16 protein-coding genes are annotated in these 16,702 nt (G+C 64.6%); 13 read left to right on the top strand and 3 right to left on the bottom strand.

The features are described from left to right. Positions 1–46 precede the first annotated feature (46 nt). The 3 genes from ABC729_RS05510 to ABC729_RS05500 form a co-directional block, all read right to left on the bottom strand. Positions 47–2,479: a beta-galactosidase gene (locus ABC729_RS05510; RefSeq protein ID WP_495606640.1), complete on the bottom strand. Its 2,433-nt coding sequence runs from the start codon at positions 2,477–2,479 to the stop codon at positions 47–49. A gap of 68 nt (positions 2,480–2,547) precedes the next feature. Continuing rightward, positions 2,548–3,060, bottom strand: a complete 513-nt coding sequence (locus ABC729_RS05505; RefSeq protein ID WP_495606639.1) for a hypothetical protein — start codon at positions 3,058–3,060, stop codon at positions 2,548–2,550. A gap of 75 nt (positions 3,061–3,135) precedes the next feature. Continuing rightward, positions 3,136–4,629 (bottom strand): leucyl aminopeptidase, encoded by a 1,494-nt coding sequence (locus tag ABC729_RS05500; protein ID WP_495606638.1) that lies wholly within the window; start codon positions 4,627–4,629, stop codon positions 3,136–3,138. 202 nt (positions 4,630–4,831) lie between these two features. Here ABC729_RS05500 and lptF point away from each other — a divergent pair, with 202 nt between their 5' ends. From lptF to ABC729_RS05435, 13 genes are all read left to right on the top strand, one after another. Next, the gene (gene lptF, locus ABC729_RS05495) at positions 4,832–5,959 is read left to right on the top strand and encodes an LPS export ABC transporter permease LptF (protein ID WP_495606637.1); all 1,128 of its coding nucleotides are present in this window, start codon (positions 4,832–4,834) and stop codon (positions 5,957–5,959) included. After that, a complete protein-coding gene (gene lptG / locus ABC729_RS05490; protein ID WP_495606636.1) occupies positions 5,959–7,053 on the top strand; it encodes an LPS export ABC transporter permease LptG in 1,095 nt (364 codons plus the stop codon). The genes lptF and lptG overlap by 1 nt, the downstream gene beginning before the upstream one ends. Before the next feature lie 50 nt (positions 7,054–7,103). Continuing rightward, positions 7,104–8,426 (top strand): peptidylprolyl isomerase, encoded by a 1,323-nt coding sequence (locus tag ABC729_RS05485; RefSeq protein ID WP_495606635.1) that lies wholly within the window; start codon positions 7,104–7,106, stop codon positions 8,424–8,426. 3 nt (positions 8,427–8,429) lie between these two features. Then, on the top strand, positions 8,430–9,443 hold the full coding sequence (pdxA, locus tag ABC729_RS05480; protein WP_495606634.1) for a 4-hydroxythreonine-4-phosphate dehydrogenase PdxA: 1,014 nt from the start codon (positions 8,430–8,432) through the stop codon (positions 9,441–9,443). Position 9,444: 1 nt separating this feature from the next. Further along, positions 9,445–10,290 (top strand): 16S rRNA (adenine(1518)-N(6)/adenine(1519)-N(6))-dimethyltransferase RsmA, encoded by an 846-nt coding sequence (gene rsmA, locus ABC729_RS05475; protein ID WP_495606633.1) that lies wholly within the window; start codon positions 9,445–9,447, stop codon positions 10,288–10,290. A 112-nt stretch (positions 10,291–10,402) separates the two neighbouring features. Beyond that, positions 10,403–12,703 (top strand): putative monovalent cation/H+ antiporter subunit A, encoded by a 2,301-nt coding sequence (locus tag ABC729_RS05470; RefSeq protein WP_495606632.1) that lies wholly within the window; start codon positions 10,403–10,405, stop codon positions 12,701–12,703. Next, positions 12,700–13,098 carry a Na+/H+ antiporter subunit B gene (locus tag ABC729_RS05465; protein WP_495606631.1) on the top strand — a complete coding sequence of 133 codons (399 nt, stop codon included), beginning with the start codon at positions 12,700–12,702 and terminating at the stop codon, positions 13,096–13,098. Before ABC729_RS05470 ends, ABC729_RS05465 begins: the two co-directional genes overlap by 4 nt. After that, positions 13,098–13,457 carry a Na+/H+ antiporter subunit C gene (locus tag ABC729_RS05460; protein ID WP_495608644.1) on the top strand — a complete coding sequence of 120 codons (360 nt, stop codon included), beginning with the start codon at positions 13,098–13,100 and terminating at the stop codon, positions 13,455–13,457. The genes ABC729_RS05465 and ABC729_RS05460 overlap by 1 nt, the downstream gene beginning before the upstream one ends. After that, a complete protein-coding gene (locus ABC729_RS05455; protein ID WP_495606630.1) occupies positions 13,454–15,019 on the top strand; it encodes a proton-conducting transporter transmembrane domain-containing protein in 1,566 nt (521 codons plus the stop codon). Before ABC729_RS05460 ends, ABC729_RS05455 begins: the two co-directional genes overlap by 4 nt. Then, on the top strand, positions 15,016–15,489 hold the full coding sequence (locus ABC729_RS05450) for a Na+/H+ antiporter subunit E (RefSeq protein WP_495606629.1): 474 nt from the start codon (positions 15,016–15,018) through the stop codon (positions 15,487–15,489). The genes ABC729_RS05455 and ABC729_RS05450 overlap by 4 nt, the downstream gene beginning before the upstream one ends. Continuing rightward, a complete protein-coding gene (locus tag ABC729_RS05445; RefSeq protein WP_495606628.1) occupies positions 15,486–15,785 on the top strand; it encodes an MrpF/PhaF family protein in 300 nt (99 codons plus the stop codon). Before ABC729_RS05450 ends, ABC729_RS05445 begins: the two co-directional genes overlap by 4 nt. Beyond that, complete coding sequence (gene mnhG, locus ABC729_RS05440; RefSeq protein ID WP_495606627.1) at positions 15,772–16,137, top strand: monovalent cation/H(+) antiporter subunit G; 366 nt, start codon at positions 15,772–15,774, stop codon at positions 16,135–16,137. Before ABC729_RS05445 ends, mnhG begins: the two co-directional genes overlap by 14 nt. After that, complete coding sequence (locus ABC729_RS05435) at positions 16,137–16,700, top strand: hypothetical protein (RefSeq protein ID WP_495606626.1); 564 nt, start codon at positions 16,137–16,139, stop codon at positions 16,698–16,700. The genes mnhG and ABC729_RS05435 overlap by 1 nt, the downstream gene beginning before the upstream one ends. Positions 16,701–16,702 lie beyond the last annotated feature (2 nt).

The raw sequence follows: 16,702 nt of genomic DNA, 5'->3' as shown, positions 1-16,702 counted from the left end.
CACCGTTGCTTTAGCATGAAAGATGGAAGCGACGTCACGGGAACGATCAAGGCACGGCCACCGACAGCCCATATTCCGGCACGATGCGCGCCGATTTCAAAAGGGCCACCTGCCCGCCCGTCGGCTGTACCGGCTTCCATTCCTGCTGGATATAGATCGGGGCGTCGGCACGCAGCGGCATGATGGTCAGGGTCAGGGGCTGTGCGATGTCGGTCGCAAAGCGTTTCAGGCCGATGCGCCATGCGGGTCCATTGAAGTAATGGTCGTCGATCATGCGCACGCCACTGAACAGCCGCCCGACATCACCCTGATAATCCAGTTCCAGCCAGGCATCGGCCACACCGGACAGGGCATCAGAGGGAACGGTGATCGTCCAGGCGGCGGCGCGTCCATAGGCCTCTGGTGCCGGCTGCATCGCTGCCTTGGCCGGACCGCCGATGCGGATGGCGGGGGCAGGCTGTTCCGCCCGCAGCTTGGTTATCGTCACGGGCATAGCCGGCTTGGGCGTCACCGCCTTTTCATAGGTGGTGAAAAGCCCGTCCGCCTTGCCGCCCTGGCCCAGAGAGGGCAGCGTGGAATAGCGGAAGCGGGCGTTCCTCCGGCTGCGCAGGTCAAAGCCGGTGTCGGTGGGGAACAGGTCGGCATCACTGATGACCACCCGGTCCTGCCCGTTCCGACGCAGCAGGGTCATGGATTCGGCCTGCGCCTCCGTCAGAATCAGCAGTCGCTTGGCGATACCGCCGGCGGTGAAGGTGATGATGGTGCCCAGGCCGGGCTTCAGGCCCGTGACCAGGGTGGCCCCGTCATGATCAGCCACCTTGGCCCCCGGAGCCTTGACGTCCGTGGCACCGGCCAGGGCCAGTTCCACCTGCACGCCAGGTTCGGCCTGCAGGATGTGGGTTTCGATACCGTCCACCAGGATCCGTGTGACCGGTTGCGCCGTGGCATAGGACAGGCGGGCACCCCCAAGATCCATGTTCACCGGCCAGATGAAATGTGATCCGGCGGGGATGGTGATCGGTACGGATGGAAAGCGAACGGGGCCGCCGGGAAGATTGATGGTAAAGCGGACATCGCTTGCCGGCTGCATCCGATATTGGCGGATATGGCTGTTGAAAAACAGAAAGGCGGCGTCACCGGCGCTGCGCACAGACCAGCGGGGCGTGGAGAGATCGTCCAGCGCCGTCGGCAGGAGGGCCGGCGCATGCGGCACCATGGGGGCCAGTTGATCCCCATAGGCGGCGGTGAACAGGTGGAAGGGCCGCACCCGGCGCAGGACCGGGCGCATATCGCCATATTGGCCAATCGGGGCCTGAAAATCATAGCCGATGATGGGCGTGTCATTATGGCCGTGGATGGCGGTATTTTCCTCCAGCGTCGTGCGCCCCACCGGGTTACGGCCGCCATGGAACATATAATAGCCGAACAGGTTCACGCCCGACCCGATCTGCACCGGCAGCATGGCCGAGATATCGGCGGGGTCGATGACGGCGCGGCGGCGATACATGGCCGGCACGCCGCCCCCATATTCAGCGCCCAGGAACGGCGTGTGCGGGATGTCGGGATCGGCATCACCCCGGCGTGCGGCCACCGTCTGCGCCCCCAGATTGCCGCTGACCCGACTGTCAAAGCGAAAGGCGTAGGTCTCCTTCGGCGGCAGGATTTCCGGGCTCGCCTTCCACGGCTCGTCCGGGTAACCGCCGAAGACGGGCACAACCTCCCCACTGGGATAGACAGCCTGATCCCAGCCGGTGACGGTGTAGAGCGGCACGTCGAAGCCGGCGGCCAGCGCCAGACGTTTCAAGGCGGCGATATGGTCCCGCCCCTGCGCCGGCCCCGTCAGATTATATTCATTTTCAAGCTGTACCCCGATGACCGGCCCGCCATCCTTCCACAACAGGCCGGACACCTGTGTCGCGATCTGCCGATAGAAGCGATCAACGTAGGAGAGATATTGGGGGTCATTGCCGCGCGTGGGCATGGCGTCCACCACCCAGTCGGGAATGCCGCCGTAACGCACCTCCGCATGCGACCAGGGGCCGATGCGGACCAGGAGTTTCAGCCCATGTTTCGCGCATAGCTGTGCGAAGCGACGCAGGTCACGGTCGCCGGTCCAAGTGAAGGCACCCGCCACCTCCTCGTGGTGGTTCCAGATGATGTAGGTGGCGACAATGTCGATGCCCGCCGCCTTCATCTTGGCCAGCTGTTCCTCCCAGCCATCGGCGGGGAAGCGGGTGTAATGGAACTCCCCCATGGTCGGCATCCACGGCCTGCCATCCAGCGTCAGATAGCGGTTATTGATGCCAATGGTCCCGCCGCTGGGGCTAAACCCCTGCCCCATCTTCAGGTAACCGGTTTCCAAAGCCGGAGCGGGCGCGGTGGCATCCACGCTGAGCATGGTTTCTGCCCGCGCGGTTCCGGATGACAGCAGCATGACGGCCAGACCCAGACCCAGCAGACGGCCAGTTTCGACGCGCATAACCACTTCCTCCCCAAATTCAATTTGGGGAGTAGTATTATACGATAAATATGTCTTTCAAAAGCCTATCAGCGCGGCGGGAACGGATCGAAATCCACTTCCTGTACCATGGCGCGCAGGTCATCGAGCGTTCCGGTGCGCGTGGTCAGCATGACAATGCCGTCGGCACCGGCGGGAATCTGGATCTGGTGCAGCGGCACCTGCGCCTCGGGATAGGTGATGACGATGGCGCGTTTGCCGTGCAGCACCTCAACCGTGCCGTTCGGCGGCAGGGTGCTGGGGACCTTGATGGAGCCCATGACGGCCTTGAACAAGGTCGGGCTGCGCGCCGCACCCACCACAACCTCTACCTTGCCCTTGCGGTAAGAGGCCTCTGCCGTTGCCGCCGAATACATCGGCAAGGCACCGCCGGCCGTGCGAACGTCGCTCTTCTTCCAGCCATCATGGCCGCCAGGAAGAACATCCTCCATCTGGCTGTTCGGCTTGATGACCGCTTCCTGGGCCGTTGCCAGGGCAGCGGGCAACAGGGCCAGCGGGGAAACCAGCAGGGCAAGGGAGAGAGCAAGGGCCGGACGACGCATGAAACCTTCTCCGTCGGGAAGTCACTGTAGAAAAGGGGCCGGCCCTTCTGCCGGCCCCTGACCCTGTATCAGATATCAGCCTTCGTAATGCGTGGCGACCAGCTTATCCAGCAGGCGCACACCAAAGGCCGTAGCACCCTTCGGGATCATGCCCTTATCGGCCTTGGCCCAGGCGGTGCCGGCAATGTCCAGATGCGCCCACGGCACCTTGTTCACGAAGCGCTGCAGGAACTGCGCCCCGATGATGGAACCGGCGGTCATCGGGCGGCCAATGTTCTTCACATCGGCCACGTCGCTGTCGATATCCTTGTCATAGGCGGGCGACAGCGGCAGACGCCACAGCTTCTCCCCCGTCTTCAGACCGGCATCCGTGAGCTTGGCGGCCAGATCGTCATCGTTAGAGAATAGGCCGGCATGTTCATTGCCCAGGCTGACGATGATGGCACCCGTCAGGGTGGCCAGATCGACCATGAACTTGGGCTTGAACTGATCCTGGGTGTACCAGAGCGCGTCGGCCAGCACGAGGCGGCCTTCGGCGTCGGTGTTCAGCACCTCAATCGTCTGGCCCGACATGGTGGTGACGATGTCGCCCGGACGCTGGGCATTGCCGTCGGGCATATTCTCGGCGAGCGCCACGACGCCAACGGCATTGACCTTGGCCTTACGGCCCGCCAGCACAGCCATCAGGCCGATGACGGTGCCGGAACCGCCCATGTCCCACTTCATCTCGTCCATGTTGGCGGCGGGCTTGATGGAGATGCCACCCGTGTCGAAGGTGATGCCCTTGCCGACGAAGGCCACCGGGGCCTCATCCTTGGCACCGCCATTCCACTTCATGATGACCAGACGCGGGGGACGCACCGAACCCTGGCCCACGCCCAGCAGCGCGCCCATGTTCAGCTTCTTCATCTTCTTTTCGTCCAGCACCTCGACCTCAAGGCCCAGCTTGGACAGATCGACGCAGCGGTCGGCCAGGGTTTCCGGGTAGATCACATTCGGCGGCTCCGACACGACATCGCGCGTCACGAAGATGCCGTCGGCGACTTTTTCCAGCTTTTCCCAGATCTTCTTGGCCGCCTTGGCGGCATCGGTCTGCACGGTCACCTTCTTCACCGACGGCTTCTTGTCGTCGGTCAGTGTCGTGCGATACTTGTCGAACCGGTAGGAGCGCAGGACAGCGCCGAACGCCACCTCAGCGGCCAGTTCGCCGGCGTCGCCGGTCACGCCGTCATGGGCGTCCAGCGTGACGGCCAAGTCAGCCTCGCCCGTGTTCTGTGCGGCGGCCCAGGCAGCGGCACCGGCATTGTTGGCGCCGGTGCCATCAAACTCTCCAGCGGCACCGATGCCGACCAGCAGCAGGCGCGCGACGTCCAGACCCGTGGGGGCGACGAGGTTCAGCACCTCTTCCGGCTTGCCCTTGAAACGGCCCTGTTCCATGGCGCGCGTCAGCAGGCCGCCGGTCTTCTGGTCCAGTTCACGCCCCAGGGCGCCCAGCGCGCGGTCGGCGACGACAGTGACGGCCAGGATGCCGGATTTCGGCGTACCGGGCGAAGCGAAGGCGATTTTCATTCCGGTGCTCTCTTATCGTTGGACCGGCGAATTGCAGCGCCGGCGGTTGTGTGCATGGCAAGGAGTCGATAAAGAACAGCCACGTACCCATGTCAAGGTCACCTTGGGCCAAAATCTGTCGGTCCGCCACGAACAGGTCGCAATCGGGCGATACGTTATATGGTGGGTGCAGGGCCGCGACGGTGCCCCGACCTGTTGGGAAATGATGTCTCAGATCAACCGTTACCTTCTGCGCAACCTTCTGCTGGCCACGTTCGTGGTGACGGGGGCCCTGTCGGCAGCCATCTGGCTGACGCAGTCGCTGCGTCTGGTCGAACTGGTGGTTGAAGGGGGTGCTGGGTTCGGAGCCTTCGCGCATCTGGCGCTGCTGTCCTTTCCCACCTTTCTGTCCATCGTGCTGCCGTTCGGGGTGCTGACGGCAGTCCTGTTCACCTATAACCGCCTGACGCAGGACAGCGAGTTGGTGGTGATGCGGGCGGCAGGGCTTGGCCCCATGGCGCTGGCGCGGCCTGTGCTGATTCTGGCACTGATCGGCACCATGTTCTGTTTTCTGCTGTCCGTCTGGTTGGGTCCGGCGGCGCAGCGCGGTCTGGTGGCGCTGCGCCAATCGGTACGCAGTGACGTGTCGGCCATGCTGCTGCGTGAAGGGACGTTCAACGAACTGTCGGACAAGCTGACCATCTATATCCGCGACCGGCAGCCGGATGGGTCGCTGGAGGATATCCTGATCCATGACGGGCGGCAGGCGGGCGTGACCACCACCATCGTGGCCGCCAGCGGCACCATCACCGATGCCGACGGCACGCCCCGCGTGCTGGTGCATGACGGCACCCAGAGCAAATTCACCGAAGCCACCGGCAAGGCGGAATGGCTGGAGTTCGAACGCTATGCCGTCGATCTTCAATCGCTGCGGCGTGAATTCGCGCCACGCTGGGTGGAGCCGCGTGAACGCACCTTGCAGCAGCTCTGGACCCCCGACGCGAACGACCCGATTGATGTGCGCTTTGCTGGCCGGTTGCGGGCGGAGCTGCATAACCGGCTGGCCAGCCCATTCCTGGTGCTGTCATTTGCCACCATCGCACTTGCTGCCCTGTTGCCGGGCGAGTTTTCCCGCCGGGGCCGGGGCCGGCGCATCACCATCGCTGCCATCGGCGCCCTGGTGTTACAGGCGGCGTTCCTGGGCATTGTCAGCCTGATCGGCAAGGTGCCGGTGCTGGCGGGTCTACTCTATCTCTTCGTTCTGGCGCCGGTGCCGTTCTGCCTTTGGTATCTGCGGCGCGACGGCATGGGCCGTCCCACGGCCGCCGCGCCGGGCAAGGGGGTGGGGTGATGCGCCTTTCCTCTACCCTTGCGCTTTATATCGGGCGGCAGTTCCTGTTGTGGTTCGCCGTTGGCCTGTCCTCGCTGCTGGCGCTGATTTATCTGCTGGACACGGTCGAACTGCTGCGCCGCGCCGCCAACCGGCCGGAGGCGACATTCGATATCGTCGTCACCATGGGTCTGCTGAAACTGCCGGAGATCGGGCAGGAGGTGCTGCCCTTCGTGGTGCTGTTCGGGGCCATGTATACGTTCTGGCGGTTGACCCGCACGCATGAGCTGGTGGTGGCGCGGGCCAGCGGCATCAGCGTCTGGCAGTTCACGGCCCCGGTCCTGGCCTGGGCCATGATTATCGGCGTGTTGCTGGTCACCGTCCTGAACCCGATCTTCGCCGCCATGCTGACCCGGTTTGAGAAGCTGGAGAACCGGTATCTGCGCGGTCAGACCTCCTCGCTGGATGTCGGTCGGTCCGGCCTTTGGCTGACACAGCTGACGCCGGAGGGGGCGTACCGCATCCATGCGGAGTCGGTGGTGCCGGGCACGCTGGAGATGCGGCGGGTCATGGTGCTGCTGTCCGTGCCGGGACAGAAGCTGTCAGCACGGCTGGACGCCGTTTCGGCGGAGCTGGTGCCCGGATATTGGGACCTGAGCGAGGTCTGGTACAATGAACCGGGGGAGCCGGCACGGTTCCTGGCCCGTTACCGCCTGCCCACCGACCTCACCGAACAGCGCATCCAGAACAGTTTCGCCAGCCCCGACACCCTGTCCTTCTGGCAACTGCCGGACTTTATCCGCACCCTGGAACTGACGGGCCTGTCGCCCGTAAGGCACCGTTTGCATTGGCATACGCTGCTGGCCCAGCCCTTCCTGTTCGCGGCCATGGTGCTGCTGGCGGCGGCCTTCTCGCTTCGGCAGATGCGGGGCGGCGGCACCCTGACCATGGTGGGGGCCGGGATCGTCACCGCCCTCCTGCTGTTCATCGTCAAGGATGTGATCATGGCGCTGGGCCTGTCAGGCTCCGTGCCCGTGATCATGGCCGCCTGGGCGCCCGCCGGGGTGACGGTGATGCTGTCGGTGGCGGCCCTTCTGCACACCGAAGACGGATGAGCAGCGGTACGCTTTGCGTTTAGCCCTCCAAGCCTCTATAAGAACGCCCCATGATGCAGCCTGTGATCCGACCGACCATGAAAAGCCTTGCGCGCAACACCCTGCTGGGGGCGACCGCCCTGTCCATCGCCCTGCTGTCCGCGCCCCTGGCCGTGCATGCACAGGGCGCCAACGGGGCCCAGGGCCAGTTGGGCCGTATCGCCGCCATCGTGAACGAGGAACCGATCACGGTCTCCGACGTGGAGGGCCGGTTGCAACTGGCCATCGTTTCCTCCGGCCTGCCCGACAATGCCGAGACGCGCCAGCGACTGCTGCCGCAGGTCATCCGCCTGCTGACCGACGAGGCATTGCAGATCCAAGAGGCGCGCGAACGCAACCTGACGGTCACCGAGGATGAGCTGACCGAGGATCTGGAAGCCGCTGCACAGCGCAACCGCATGGATCTGGAGCAGCTGAAGGCCGCCCTGGCCCAAGCCGGCGTGCCGTGGAACACTATGCGTCAGCAGATGCTGGCCCAGATCGCCTGGAGCAAGGTGGTGCAGCGCGTGGTGCGCCAGCAGGTGACGGTGCCCGACAGCGAAGTGAATTCCTATATCGAACGTATCCGCGCCAATGCCGGCAAGCCGGAATATCAAGTCGCGGAGATTTTCCTGGCCATCGACAACAATACTAACGAGGCTGAGGTTCTGCGCCTGGGTGAGCGTCTGGTGGAACAGATCGGTCAGGGTGCCAATTTCGGTCTGGTTGCCCGCCAGTTCTCGCAATCCGCCGGTGCCGCCAATGGCGGCGACCTGGGCTGGATCCAGCAGGGTCAGCTGGAAGAGAATCTGGACCGGTCGTTGCAGCAGATGCAGAAGGGCCAGTTCTCCCGCCCCATCCGGGGTTCCGCTGGCTATCATATTCTGTGGCTGCGTGATCAGCGTATCGTGGCCGCCGGCGATCCGAAGAATATCCAGATCGCCATCCGCCAGTTCGTGGTGCCCATCGCCGGCGAGGCACAGGCCCAGCAGGATGCCGCCTTCAACGCCGCCAAGCAGGTGAGCGAACAGGCGCGCGGCTGCGAGGCCCTGGAGCAGGCCACACAGCTGGTGCCGGGATCGCAGGTCTTCACCCAGCCGCTGACCCGCCTGGGCGATATTCCCGAACAGATCGGGCAAATGGTGGGTGCCTTGGGCGTCGGTCAGGCGACGGCCCCGCTGATGACCGACCGTGGTGCCATGCTGCTGATGGTCTGTGACCGCGTCGTGCCGGAGGGCAGCCTGCCGCCGCCCGATCAGGTGCGCAACGCCCTGTTCCAGGAACGCATGGACCTGCAGCAGCGCCGTTACCTGCGCGACCTGCGCCGGAATGCCACCATCGAGACCAGGATGTAAGCCATGGCGGCGCCACTGGGCCTGACCATGGGGGAACCGGCAGGCATCGGCGGCGATATCGCCCTGAAGGCCTGGATGGAACGCAGGGCGGCATCAGTGCCGCCCTTCGTCTTGCTGGACGACCCTGACCGTATCCGGGCGCTGGCGTCCATGCTGACACTCGACGTGCCGGTCACCGTTATCGAGGAAACGGAGCTGGAAAGCGTGGCCGATCTGTTCGGCACGTCGCTGCCCATCCTGCCCGTTCCCCTGCCCGCCCCTGTCACTTATGCCAGCCCCGACCCTGCCAACGGGTCGGCGGTGATCGCGGCCATTGACCGGGCGGTGGCACTGGCGAAAGATGGTCGGCTTTCCGGTGTCGTTACGAATCCGATCCAAAAAAGTGCGCTTTATGCCAGCGGCTTCCGCTGGCCGGGCCATACCGAATATCTGGCGCACTTGGCGGGCCTGCCCGATGACGGTACGGTCATGCTGCTGGAAGGCGGGGGCCTGCGCGTCGTGCTGGCCACCATCCATATTGCCGTTAAGGATGTGGCCCAACATCTGACGTCGGATGCCATCCTGCATGTGGCCCGCGTCACCCATGCCGCCCTGAAAAGTGATTTCGGCATCGAAACGCCCCGCCTGGCCGTTGCCGCGCTGAATCCGCATGCGGGTGAAGGCGGGGCCATGGGGCGGGAGGAGATCGAGGTGATCGCGCCCGCCGTCGCCCTGCTCAAAGCCGAAGGTATCGATGCCGCAGGTCCCTTCCCCGCCGATACCCTGTTCCATGCCGGCGCGCGCGCGCGGTATGACGCCGTGGTCTGCATGTATCATGACCAGGGTCTGATCCCGCTGAAGACGCTGGATTTCGACACGGGCGTGAATATCACGCTCGGCCTGCCCTTCGTCCGCACCTCCCCCGACCATGGCACCGCCCTGTCGCTGGCCGGGACCGGACAGGCCAATGCCAGCAGCCTGATCGCGGCGCTGAACGCTGCATCCCGCATCGCCGCCCGGCGGCAGAAGAGTGCTTGATATGAGTGATGGTCGCGACCTGTCCCATCTGCCGCCCCTGCGCGACGTTATCGCCACCCATGAACTGGCGGCCAAGAAGGCCTTTGGGCAGCATTTCCTGCTGGACCTGAATGTCACGCGCCGCATCGTGCGCGAGGCGGGCGATTTCACGGGCGTGAATATCGTGGAGGTGGGGCCGGGTCCCGGCGGCCTGACCCGCGCGCTGGTGGAAAGCCCGGCAGCCAGCATCACCGCCGTGGAACGCGACCCGCGATTTGCCGTCGCACTGGCCGATATCGTCGCGGCGTCGGCGGGGCGGATGCGGTTGATCGAGGCGGACGCCCTGACCGTTGATCCGGTCGATCTGGTCCCGGCCCCGCGCGCCGTTGTTTCCAACCTGCCCTATAATGTCGGGACGCCGCTGCTGATCGGCTGGTTAAAGCGGATCGGGGAGTACCGGTCCCTGACCTTGATGTTCCAGAAGGAAGTGGCCGACCGGATCGTAGCCGGCACGCGCACCCCGGCCTATGGCCGTCTGGCTGTGATGGCACAATGGCTGGCCCATTGCCGCAATCTTTATGATCTGCCGGCCCGCGCCTTCACCCCGCCGCCCAAGGTGGACAGTGCGGTCGTGCATCTGACCCCGCGCGAACGGCCCGCCGATGATCCCGACTTCGCCACCATGGAGACGCTGGTCGGGACGGCATTCGGGCAGCGGCGCAAGATGCTGCGCGCCAGCCTGAAATCATTGATGAAGGAGCCGGAACCGCTGCTGCTGTCGGTTGGCATTGCGCCCACAGCGAGGGCGGAGGAAATTGACGTGGCGGGATTCGTCGCCCTGGCCAAGGCCTGGAAACCGAAGGCATAATCGACCGCAAACGACGCCCGTCCGGTCCGGTTTCGGTTGAAGCTGTCCCATCAATCCCTATATTGGGCTGCAATAAAGGCATGGCAGCGAACGGGCGGACAGCGGCGTGATATTGACGGCGATCCTTGCCATCACCCTGGCAGCAGCAACAGCCCCGACGCTTAATCGGCTTTTTCCTGCCCTCTCCCACTGGTTTCTGGCGCTGGTTCCCCTGGCGGCAACGGTATGGTTTGCCACCCAGATTCCAGGCATTACGGCGGGTGTACCCGTTCTGGAAAGTGCCGCCTGGGCGCCGACACTGGGCGTGCAGCTCAGTTTCCGGCTGGATGGGCTGTCGCTGCTGTTCGCGCTGCTGATCTGTGGCATCGGTGGCTTCATCGTCATTTATTCCGGCGGCTATCTGCGCGGGCATCCGCGCGAGGGGCGGTTCCATCTGTTCATCCTGGCCTTCATGGCCGCGATGCTGGGGCTGGTGACGGCGGATGACCTGATCAGCCTGTTCGTGTTCTGGGAACTGACCAGTATCACCAGCTTCATGCTGATCGGGTTCAATCATGAGGATGCGCGGTCGCGGCGGTCGGCGCTGCAGGCCCTGCTGGTAACCGGCGGTGGCGGCATGGCGCTGCTGGCGGGGCTGGTGCTGATGGGTATGGCGTCGGGTCATTGGACCCTGTCTTCCATTGCCGCGTCCGGGGCCGATCTGCGCGCCCATACGCTTTATCCCGCCATGCTGGTCCTGCTGCTGTTGGCGGCCTTCACCAAATCGGCGCAGGTGCCGTTCCATTTCTGGCTGCCCAACGCCATGGATGCGCCGACGCCTGTCAGCGCCTATCTGCATTCCGCCACCATGGTGAAGGCCGGCGTCTATCTGCTGGCGCGGCTGAACCCGACCCTGGGCGGGACGGAGCCGTGGTTCTGGGCCCTGACCATTGCGGGTGGCGTCACAGCGTTGTGGGGGTCGGCCATGGCCCTGCGTTCCACCGATCTGAAAAAGATCCTGGCCTATACGACCCTGATGGCGCTGGGTGTGCTGGTTCTGCTGGTCGGGGTGGGCAGTGATGGTGCGCTGAAAGGCTTTGCGGGCTTCCTTCTGGCGCATTCGCTTTACAAGGGTGCGCTGTTCATGGGGGCCGGGTCGGTCGATCACGGGTCCGGCACGCGGGAGGTCGGCGAACTGGGCGGTCTGTGGCCCAAGATGCCGGTGACGGGCGTCGCGGTGGTCCTGGCATCCTGCTCCATGGCCGGACTGCCGCCCTTTTTCGGCTTTATCGCCAAGGAAATCATCTATGACAGCGCCATTGGCGGTGAACGCTGGCTGGTGCTGGCGGTGCTGCTGCTGGCCAATGCCGCCATGGTGGCCGCTGCCGCCATGGTCTTTGTGAAGCCGTTCCTGGGCACCGCGACGAAGGCGGCGGCGCATGCCCATGAAGGGGGGCCGGCATTGCTGGCGGGACCCTTGGTTCTGGCCCTGCTGTCGCTGCTGTTCGGATTGTGGACCGGGTTGCCGCAGGGTTTGCTGGCAGCGACGGCAGATGCGGTACGCGGCGCCGCGGTGGGTATGGAATTGCATCTGTGGCATGGGTTGACACCGGCCCTGGGCCTGTCTGCGGTAACGGTCGCTTTGGGTGCTGTATTGTTCCTGGCGCTGATGCCCGTCAAAGAGGTGATGGCGTGGGTACAGCGGATCACCCGGATCGACCATGACCGGGCCTGGGATTGCCTGCTGGCCCTGGTGGAAGTGCTGGCCCGCGCGGTGACGGGCTGGCTGCAGAACGGTGTGCTGACCCGCTATCTCGCCATCACCTTTGCCAGCATGCTGACGCTGCTGGGGTCCACCTTGCTGCTGCGCGGCGGGGTGTCGTGGCCGGGCATCAGCCTGTCGGCGGGGGATGGGCTGGGTCTGGCGCTGGCGGTTCTGATGCTGGCCGGCACGGTCGGGGCCATACGGGCCGGGTCGCGGATGGCGGCCATCCTGTCGCTGTCGATCAATGGCATGTCGGTGGCCCTGTTCTTCCTGCTGTATGGCGCGCCGGATGTGGGCATCACGCAATTGATGGTGGAGACGCTGACGGCCATCATCCTGGTGCTGGTTCTGGCCCGCCTGCCCTTCCTGCCGGCCGGGGCCGACCGGCCGGTGGCGGCCAGACTGCTGCATACGGTTCTGGCCATCGGTCTGGGTGCCTGCGTGACGGCCATCATGCTCTCGATCCTGGGCCAGCCGCTGCCGCTCGACCTGACCCGTTTCTTCGGCGACACATCGTGGCTGGAGGCGCATGGGCGCAATGTAGTGAATGTCATTCTGGTTGATTTCCGTGGGTTTGACACGTTGGGCGAAATCACGGTGATCGCCAGCGCCGGCCTGGGCGTCTTTGCCCTGATGAAAGCCCGTATGGGCAAGGGGGACCGGCCATGATGGACAGTCTGATCCTGCGCACCGGTGTACGCATCCTGCTGCCGCTGATGATGCTGTTCAGCATTTTCATTCTGTGGCGCGGGCATAATGAGCCGGGGGGCGGCTTTGTCGGCGGTCTGATCTGTGCCGTCGGCTTTGCCCTGCATGCGCTGGCCTTTGGTGTTGGGGCGATGCGCCAGGTGTTGAAAGCCGATCCGCGCTCGATCCTGGGGGCGGGTCTGTTGCTGGGCGTGCTGTCGGGCTTCATCGGGGCGCCGACGGGCGAACCCTATATGACGGCGCAATGGGCGGTGGGGCTGGGTACGCCCGTGCTGTTTGATATTGGCGTCTATCTGGTGGTCGTCGGCGGCATCCTTTCCATGGTTTGCGCGCTGATGGAAGGAGGGGGGGCGTGATGGAGGTGATCATGTCCCTGGCCGTGGGCGGCATGGTGGCGGGTGCCGTCTATCTGTTCCTGTCGCGGCAGTTCCTGCGCATCATGTTCGGCGTCATCCTGCTGTCGAACGCCGTCAATGTCGCGATCCTGACCGTGGGCCGCCTGACACCGGGGCAGCCGCCCCTGATCGGCAAGAACGTCGAGATCATGGCGCAGGGCGTGTCGAACCCCCTGCCCCAGGCCCTGATCCTGACCGCCATCGTCATCGGTTTCGGTCTGTTGTCCTTCGCGCTGGCACTGGGTTGGCGGGCCTATCAGGAGATGGGGACCCTGGACACCAGCGCAATGCGCGTGGCGGAACCGGAGGACATGCCATGAATACCTGGCTGACCGCCGCCCCCATCCTGACGCCGCTGACCACGGCAGCGCTGTGCATGGTGGCCTGGAAATATCCGGTGGCGCAGCGCGTCCTGTCGCTGACCGGTAGTTTCGCGCTGATGGTACTGGCCGGTATCCTGGCTGCCACGACCCTGGATCAGGGTATCCAGGTGGTGCAGATGGGAGCCTGGGCGGCCCCGTTCGGCATCACCCTGGTGGCCGATCCTCTGTCGGCGCTGATGATCATGATCGCGTCGATCATGGGTTTCTGCTGCGCGCTCTATGCGCTGGGCGATATTGACCCGGTACGGGAACGCGGCGGATTCCATCCGATCTTTCAGGTTCTGATGGTCGGCGTCTGCGGTGCCTTCATCACCGGTGACCTGTTCAATCTCTATGTCTGGTTTGAGGTGATGCTGATCAGCAGTTTCGTGCTGCTGTCGCTGGGCGGAACCAAGGCGCAGATCGACGGGGCCGTGAAATATGTTGCCATCAATCTGGTGGCAACGGCCTGCCTGCTGCTGGCCGTTGCCTTGCTGTATGGCGTTACCGGCACCTTGAACATGGCCGACCTGTCGCAGCGCCTGCCCCAGGTCGTCAATCAGGGGCTGGTCAGTGCCATTGCCGTGCTGTTCATCATTGCGTTTGGGATGAAGGCGGCGCTGTTCCCCTTCTTCTTCTGGCTTCCCGCCGCCTATCACACGCCCGCCGTGTCGGTGCAGGCCATCTTCGCCGGGCTTTTGACAAAGGTCGGCGTCTATGCCCTGCTGCGCGTCTTCACCCTGATCTTCACCGGCGATGCCGGATGGACCCATTCCATCCTGTTGTGGATGGCGGGCATCACCATGATCGTGGGGGCGCTGGGGTCGCTGGCGGCACGGGACCTGACGCGGGCCTGGTCCTGGCAGGTGGTGGCCCATATTGGTAGCATGGTCATGGGGCTGGCCATCGCCACCCCGCTGGCCCTGGCCGCCACGGCCTTCTATCTGGTGCATGACATCGTCGTGAAGACCAACCTGTTCTTAGGCGCCGGGCTTGTCCGCCGCCTGTCGGGCGGGCCGGACACGGCGTTTGCGCGGCTGGGCGGGCTGTTCAAGGCCGCCCCCTGGCTGTGCATTTTGCTATTCGTGCCGCTGGCCTCGCTGGCCGGGTTTCCGCCGCTGTCTGGCTTCTGGGGCAAGCTGCTGCTGGTCAAGGCGGGGCTGGAGACACAGCATTATGTGATGGTCGCGGCCCTGCTGGTCAGCGGCCTGCTGACCATCTGGCTGGCGGGCCGTGTCTGGGCGGAGATGGTATGGAAGGCACCAGCGGAGCCGCCGGCCGATCTTCTGACAAGCCTGCCGCTGGGTCGTGCCTATGCGCTGGTTCTGCCGCTGCTGTTCTTGTCCATGATCACCGTCAGCATCGGGGTGAACCCCGACCGGCTGCTGAACATCGCGTCGCAGGTGGGCGGCAGCCTGCATGACACCAGCGCCTATGTGGAGGCGGTCCTGGGCGGCAGGGCGGAGCCGGAGCCGACCCTGGTTGGTGAATTGCCGCACCCGACGGGAGAGATGCCATGATGCTACTGGCCCTTAATGTGCTGCTGGCGCTGGCCTGGATGGCGATCAATGCCGATTTCAGCCTGATGGGCTTCACAGCGGGCTTCGTCCTGGGCCACCTGATCCTGTGGCTGGCGCGGCCGTTGTTCCCCAACCAGCGTTATTTCCGCCGCACATGGGGCGGGGCCGCTTACACCATCTGGCTGGTGAAGGAGATTTTCGTATCCGCCTGGGCCGTGGCCAAGGGGGTGATGGGCATCGGCGCGCCGATCCGGCCCGCCATCATCGCCGTGCCGCTGGAGGCGAAAACCGACCTGGAGATCACGCTGTTCGCCTGCTCCATCACTCTGACGCCGGGCACGCTGACGCTGGATATCTCGCCCGACCGCAAGGTGCTTTATATGCATGCCATGTTCGCCGCCGATCCCGACCAGCTGCGCGACGATACCAAGGCCGCCATGGAAAGCCGCATCCTGAAGGTGCTGCGATGACCCCGTTTCTGGAATCCTGTCTGGCGGTCGCGCTTGGCCTGTTGATCCTGTCGCTGGCGCTGGCGACATTCCGTGTGCTGACAGGTCCGGCGCAGGGCGACCGAATCGTCGCCATCGACCTGTTCGGCGTGCTGGCCGTGGCCCTGATCGCGCTGTTCGCGCTGTGGATGGAACAGGTGGTGTTCCTGGACGCGGCCATCGCGCTGGCCCTGGTCGCCTTTTTCGGGACCGTCGCCTATGCCAGATTCGTGGAACATAAGGCGGCCCGGAAGCCCGAGGAGGATGGCGATGCATGAAGCCTATCAGGCATTGATCGGCATCCTGGCCGTCGCGGGTGCCGCCTTCTGTGCCATCGCCGCTATCGGGGTGGCACGCCTGCCCGACGCCATCACCCGCATGCATGCCAGCAGCAAGGCCGGCACGCTGGGCTGTGGCCTGGTCCTGGTGGCGCTGGCGCTGTATTTCCCATCGGTGGATGTGACAGCGCGGGTGGTGGCGGCCATTCTGTTCCTGCTGCTGACCACGCCCGTGTCCGCCCATATGATCGGCCGCGCCATCTATACCAGCGGCGAAAAGCTGTGGTCCGGCACAGGACGGGATGATTTGCGGGGGACGAAGAATGATCCGGGGGAGAGGGTGAAGGGCTGATGCCGATCGCCACCCTCCTCCTCGTACTGTCGCTGATCATCGTCTATGGCGGTTATCTGGTGGCGAAGATCGGTTCCGGCAGCCTATGGCCACCCCGCCGGCTGGAGATGTCCAGGCTGGCATTGGTCTTTTGCGCGGCGCTTGTTCTGCCCTGGGCCGGGCAATCGCTGGTTCACCTGATGATGGACTATAGCGGCCATGCAGCGGTCCCAGACATGGCGTCATGGGGGCCGCGAGTTCTGCTGTTCGCGCCGCTGATTGAGACCTTGATGGTGGGCGGTGTTTATGCCGCCAGCCGCGTGATCCGACCCGGGCGGTCGGGCGATGTAGTCTTCATCCTGGTCACCGGAGCGGGGGCGGCACTGCTGCACCGGCACGGGATGCTTGTCATGGTCGTCTGGTATTTCACCTTCTTCGCAACGCAGGCGGCATTTTTTGTCTGGGTGTTGCCCAGGCTGGGTCACATTCGCGCGATCGTTGCCGTCACTGCAATCCATGGGCTGGGCAACCTGGGGATCATGGTGTCAGTCATCACAACGCATGCGCTACGGAACATGGGCTGAGG

It is taken from the genome of Niveispirillum sp. CC-CTL257 (assembly GCF_059489915.1).
This window is presented reverse-complemented; position numbering and strand designations above follow the sequence as displayed.

Coding starts and splice junctions, on each gene's coding strand:
- ABC729_RS05510 (WP_495606640.1), bottom strand. CDS start 2,479: ATGCGCGTCGAAACTGGCCGTCTGCTGGGTCTGGGTCTGGCCGTCATG.
- ABC729_RS05505 (WP_495606639.1), bottom strand. CDS start 3,060: ATGCGTCGTCCGGCCCTTGCTCTCTCCCTTGCCCTGCTGGTTTCCCCG.
- ABC729_RS05500 (WP_495606638.1), bottom strand. CDS start 4,629: ATGAAAATCGCCTTCGCTTCGCCCGGTACGCCGAAATCCGGCATCCTG.
- lptF (WP_495606637.1), top strand. CDS start 4,832: ATGATGTCTCAGATCAACCGTTACCTTCTGCGCAACCTTCTGCTGGCC.
- lptG (WP_495606636.1), top strand. CDS start 5,959: ATGCGCCTTTCCTCTACCCTTGCGCTTTATATCGGGCGGCAGTTCCTG.
- ABC729_RS05485 (WP_495606635.1), top strand. CDS start 7,104: ATGATGCAGCCTGTGATCCGACCGACCATGAAAAGCCTTGCGCGCAAC.
- pdxA (WP_495606634.1), top strand. CDS start 8,430: ATGGCGGCGCCACTGGGCCTGACCATGGGGGAACCGGCAGGCATCGGC.
- rsmA (WP_495606633.1), top strand. CDS start 9,445: ATGAGTGATGGTCGCGACCTGTCCCATCTGCCGCCCCTGCGCGACGTT.
- ABC729_RS05465 (WP_495606631.1), top strand. CDS start 12,700: ATGATGGACAGTCTGATCCTGCGCACCGGTGTACGCATCCTGCTGCCG.
- ABC729_RS05460 (WP_495608644.1), top strand. CDS start 13,098: ATGGAGGTGATCATGTCCCTGGCCGTGGGCGGCATGGTGGCGGGTGCC.
- ABC729_RS05455 (WP_495606630.1), top strand. CDS start 13,454: ATGAATACCTGGCTGACCGCCGCCCCCATCCTGACGCCGCTGACCACG.
- ABC729_RS05450 (WP_495606629.1), top strand. CDS start 15,016: ATGATGCTACTGGCCCTTAATGTGCTGCTGGCGCTGGCCTGGATGGCG.
- ABC729_RS05445 (WP_495606628.1), top strand. CDS start 15,486: ATGACCCCGTTTCTGGAATCCTGTCTGGCGGTCGCGCTTGGCCTGTTG.
- mnhG (WP_495606627.1), top strand. CDS start 15,772: ATGGCGATGCATGAAGCCTATCAGGCATTGATCGGCATCCTGGCCGTC.
- ABC729_RS05435 (WP_495606626.1), top strand. CDS start 16,137: ATGCCGATCGCCACCCTCCTCCTCGTACTGTCGCTGATCATCGTCTAT.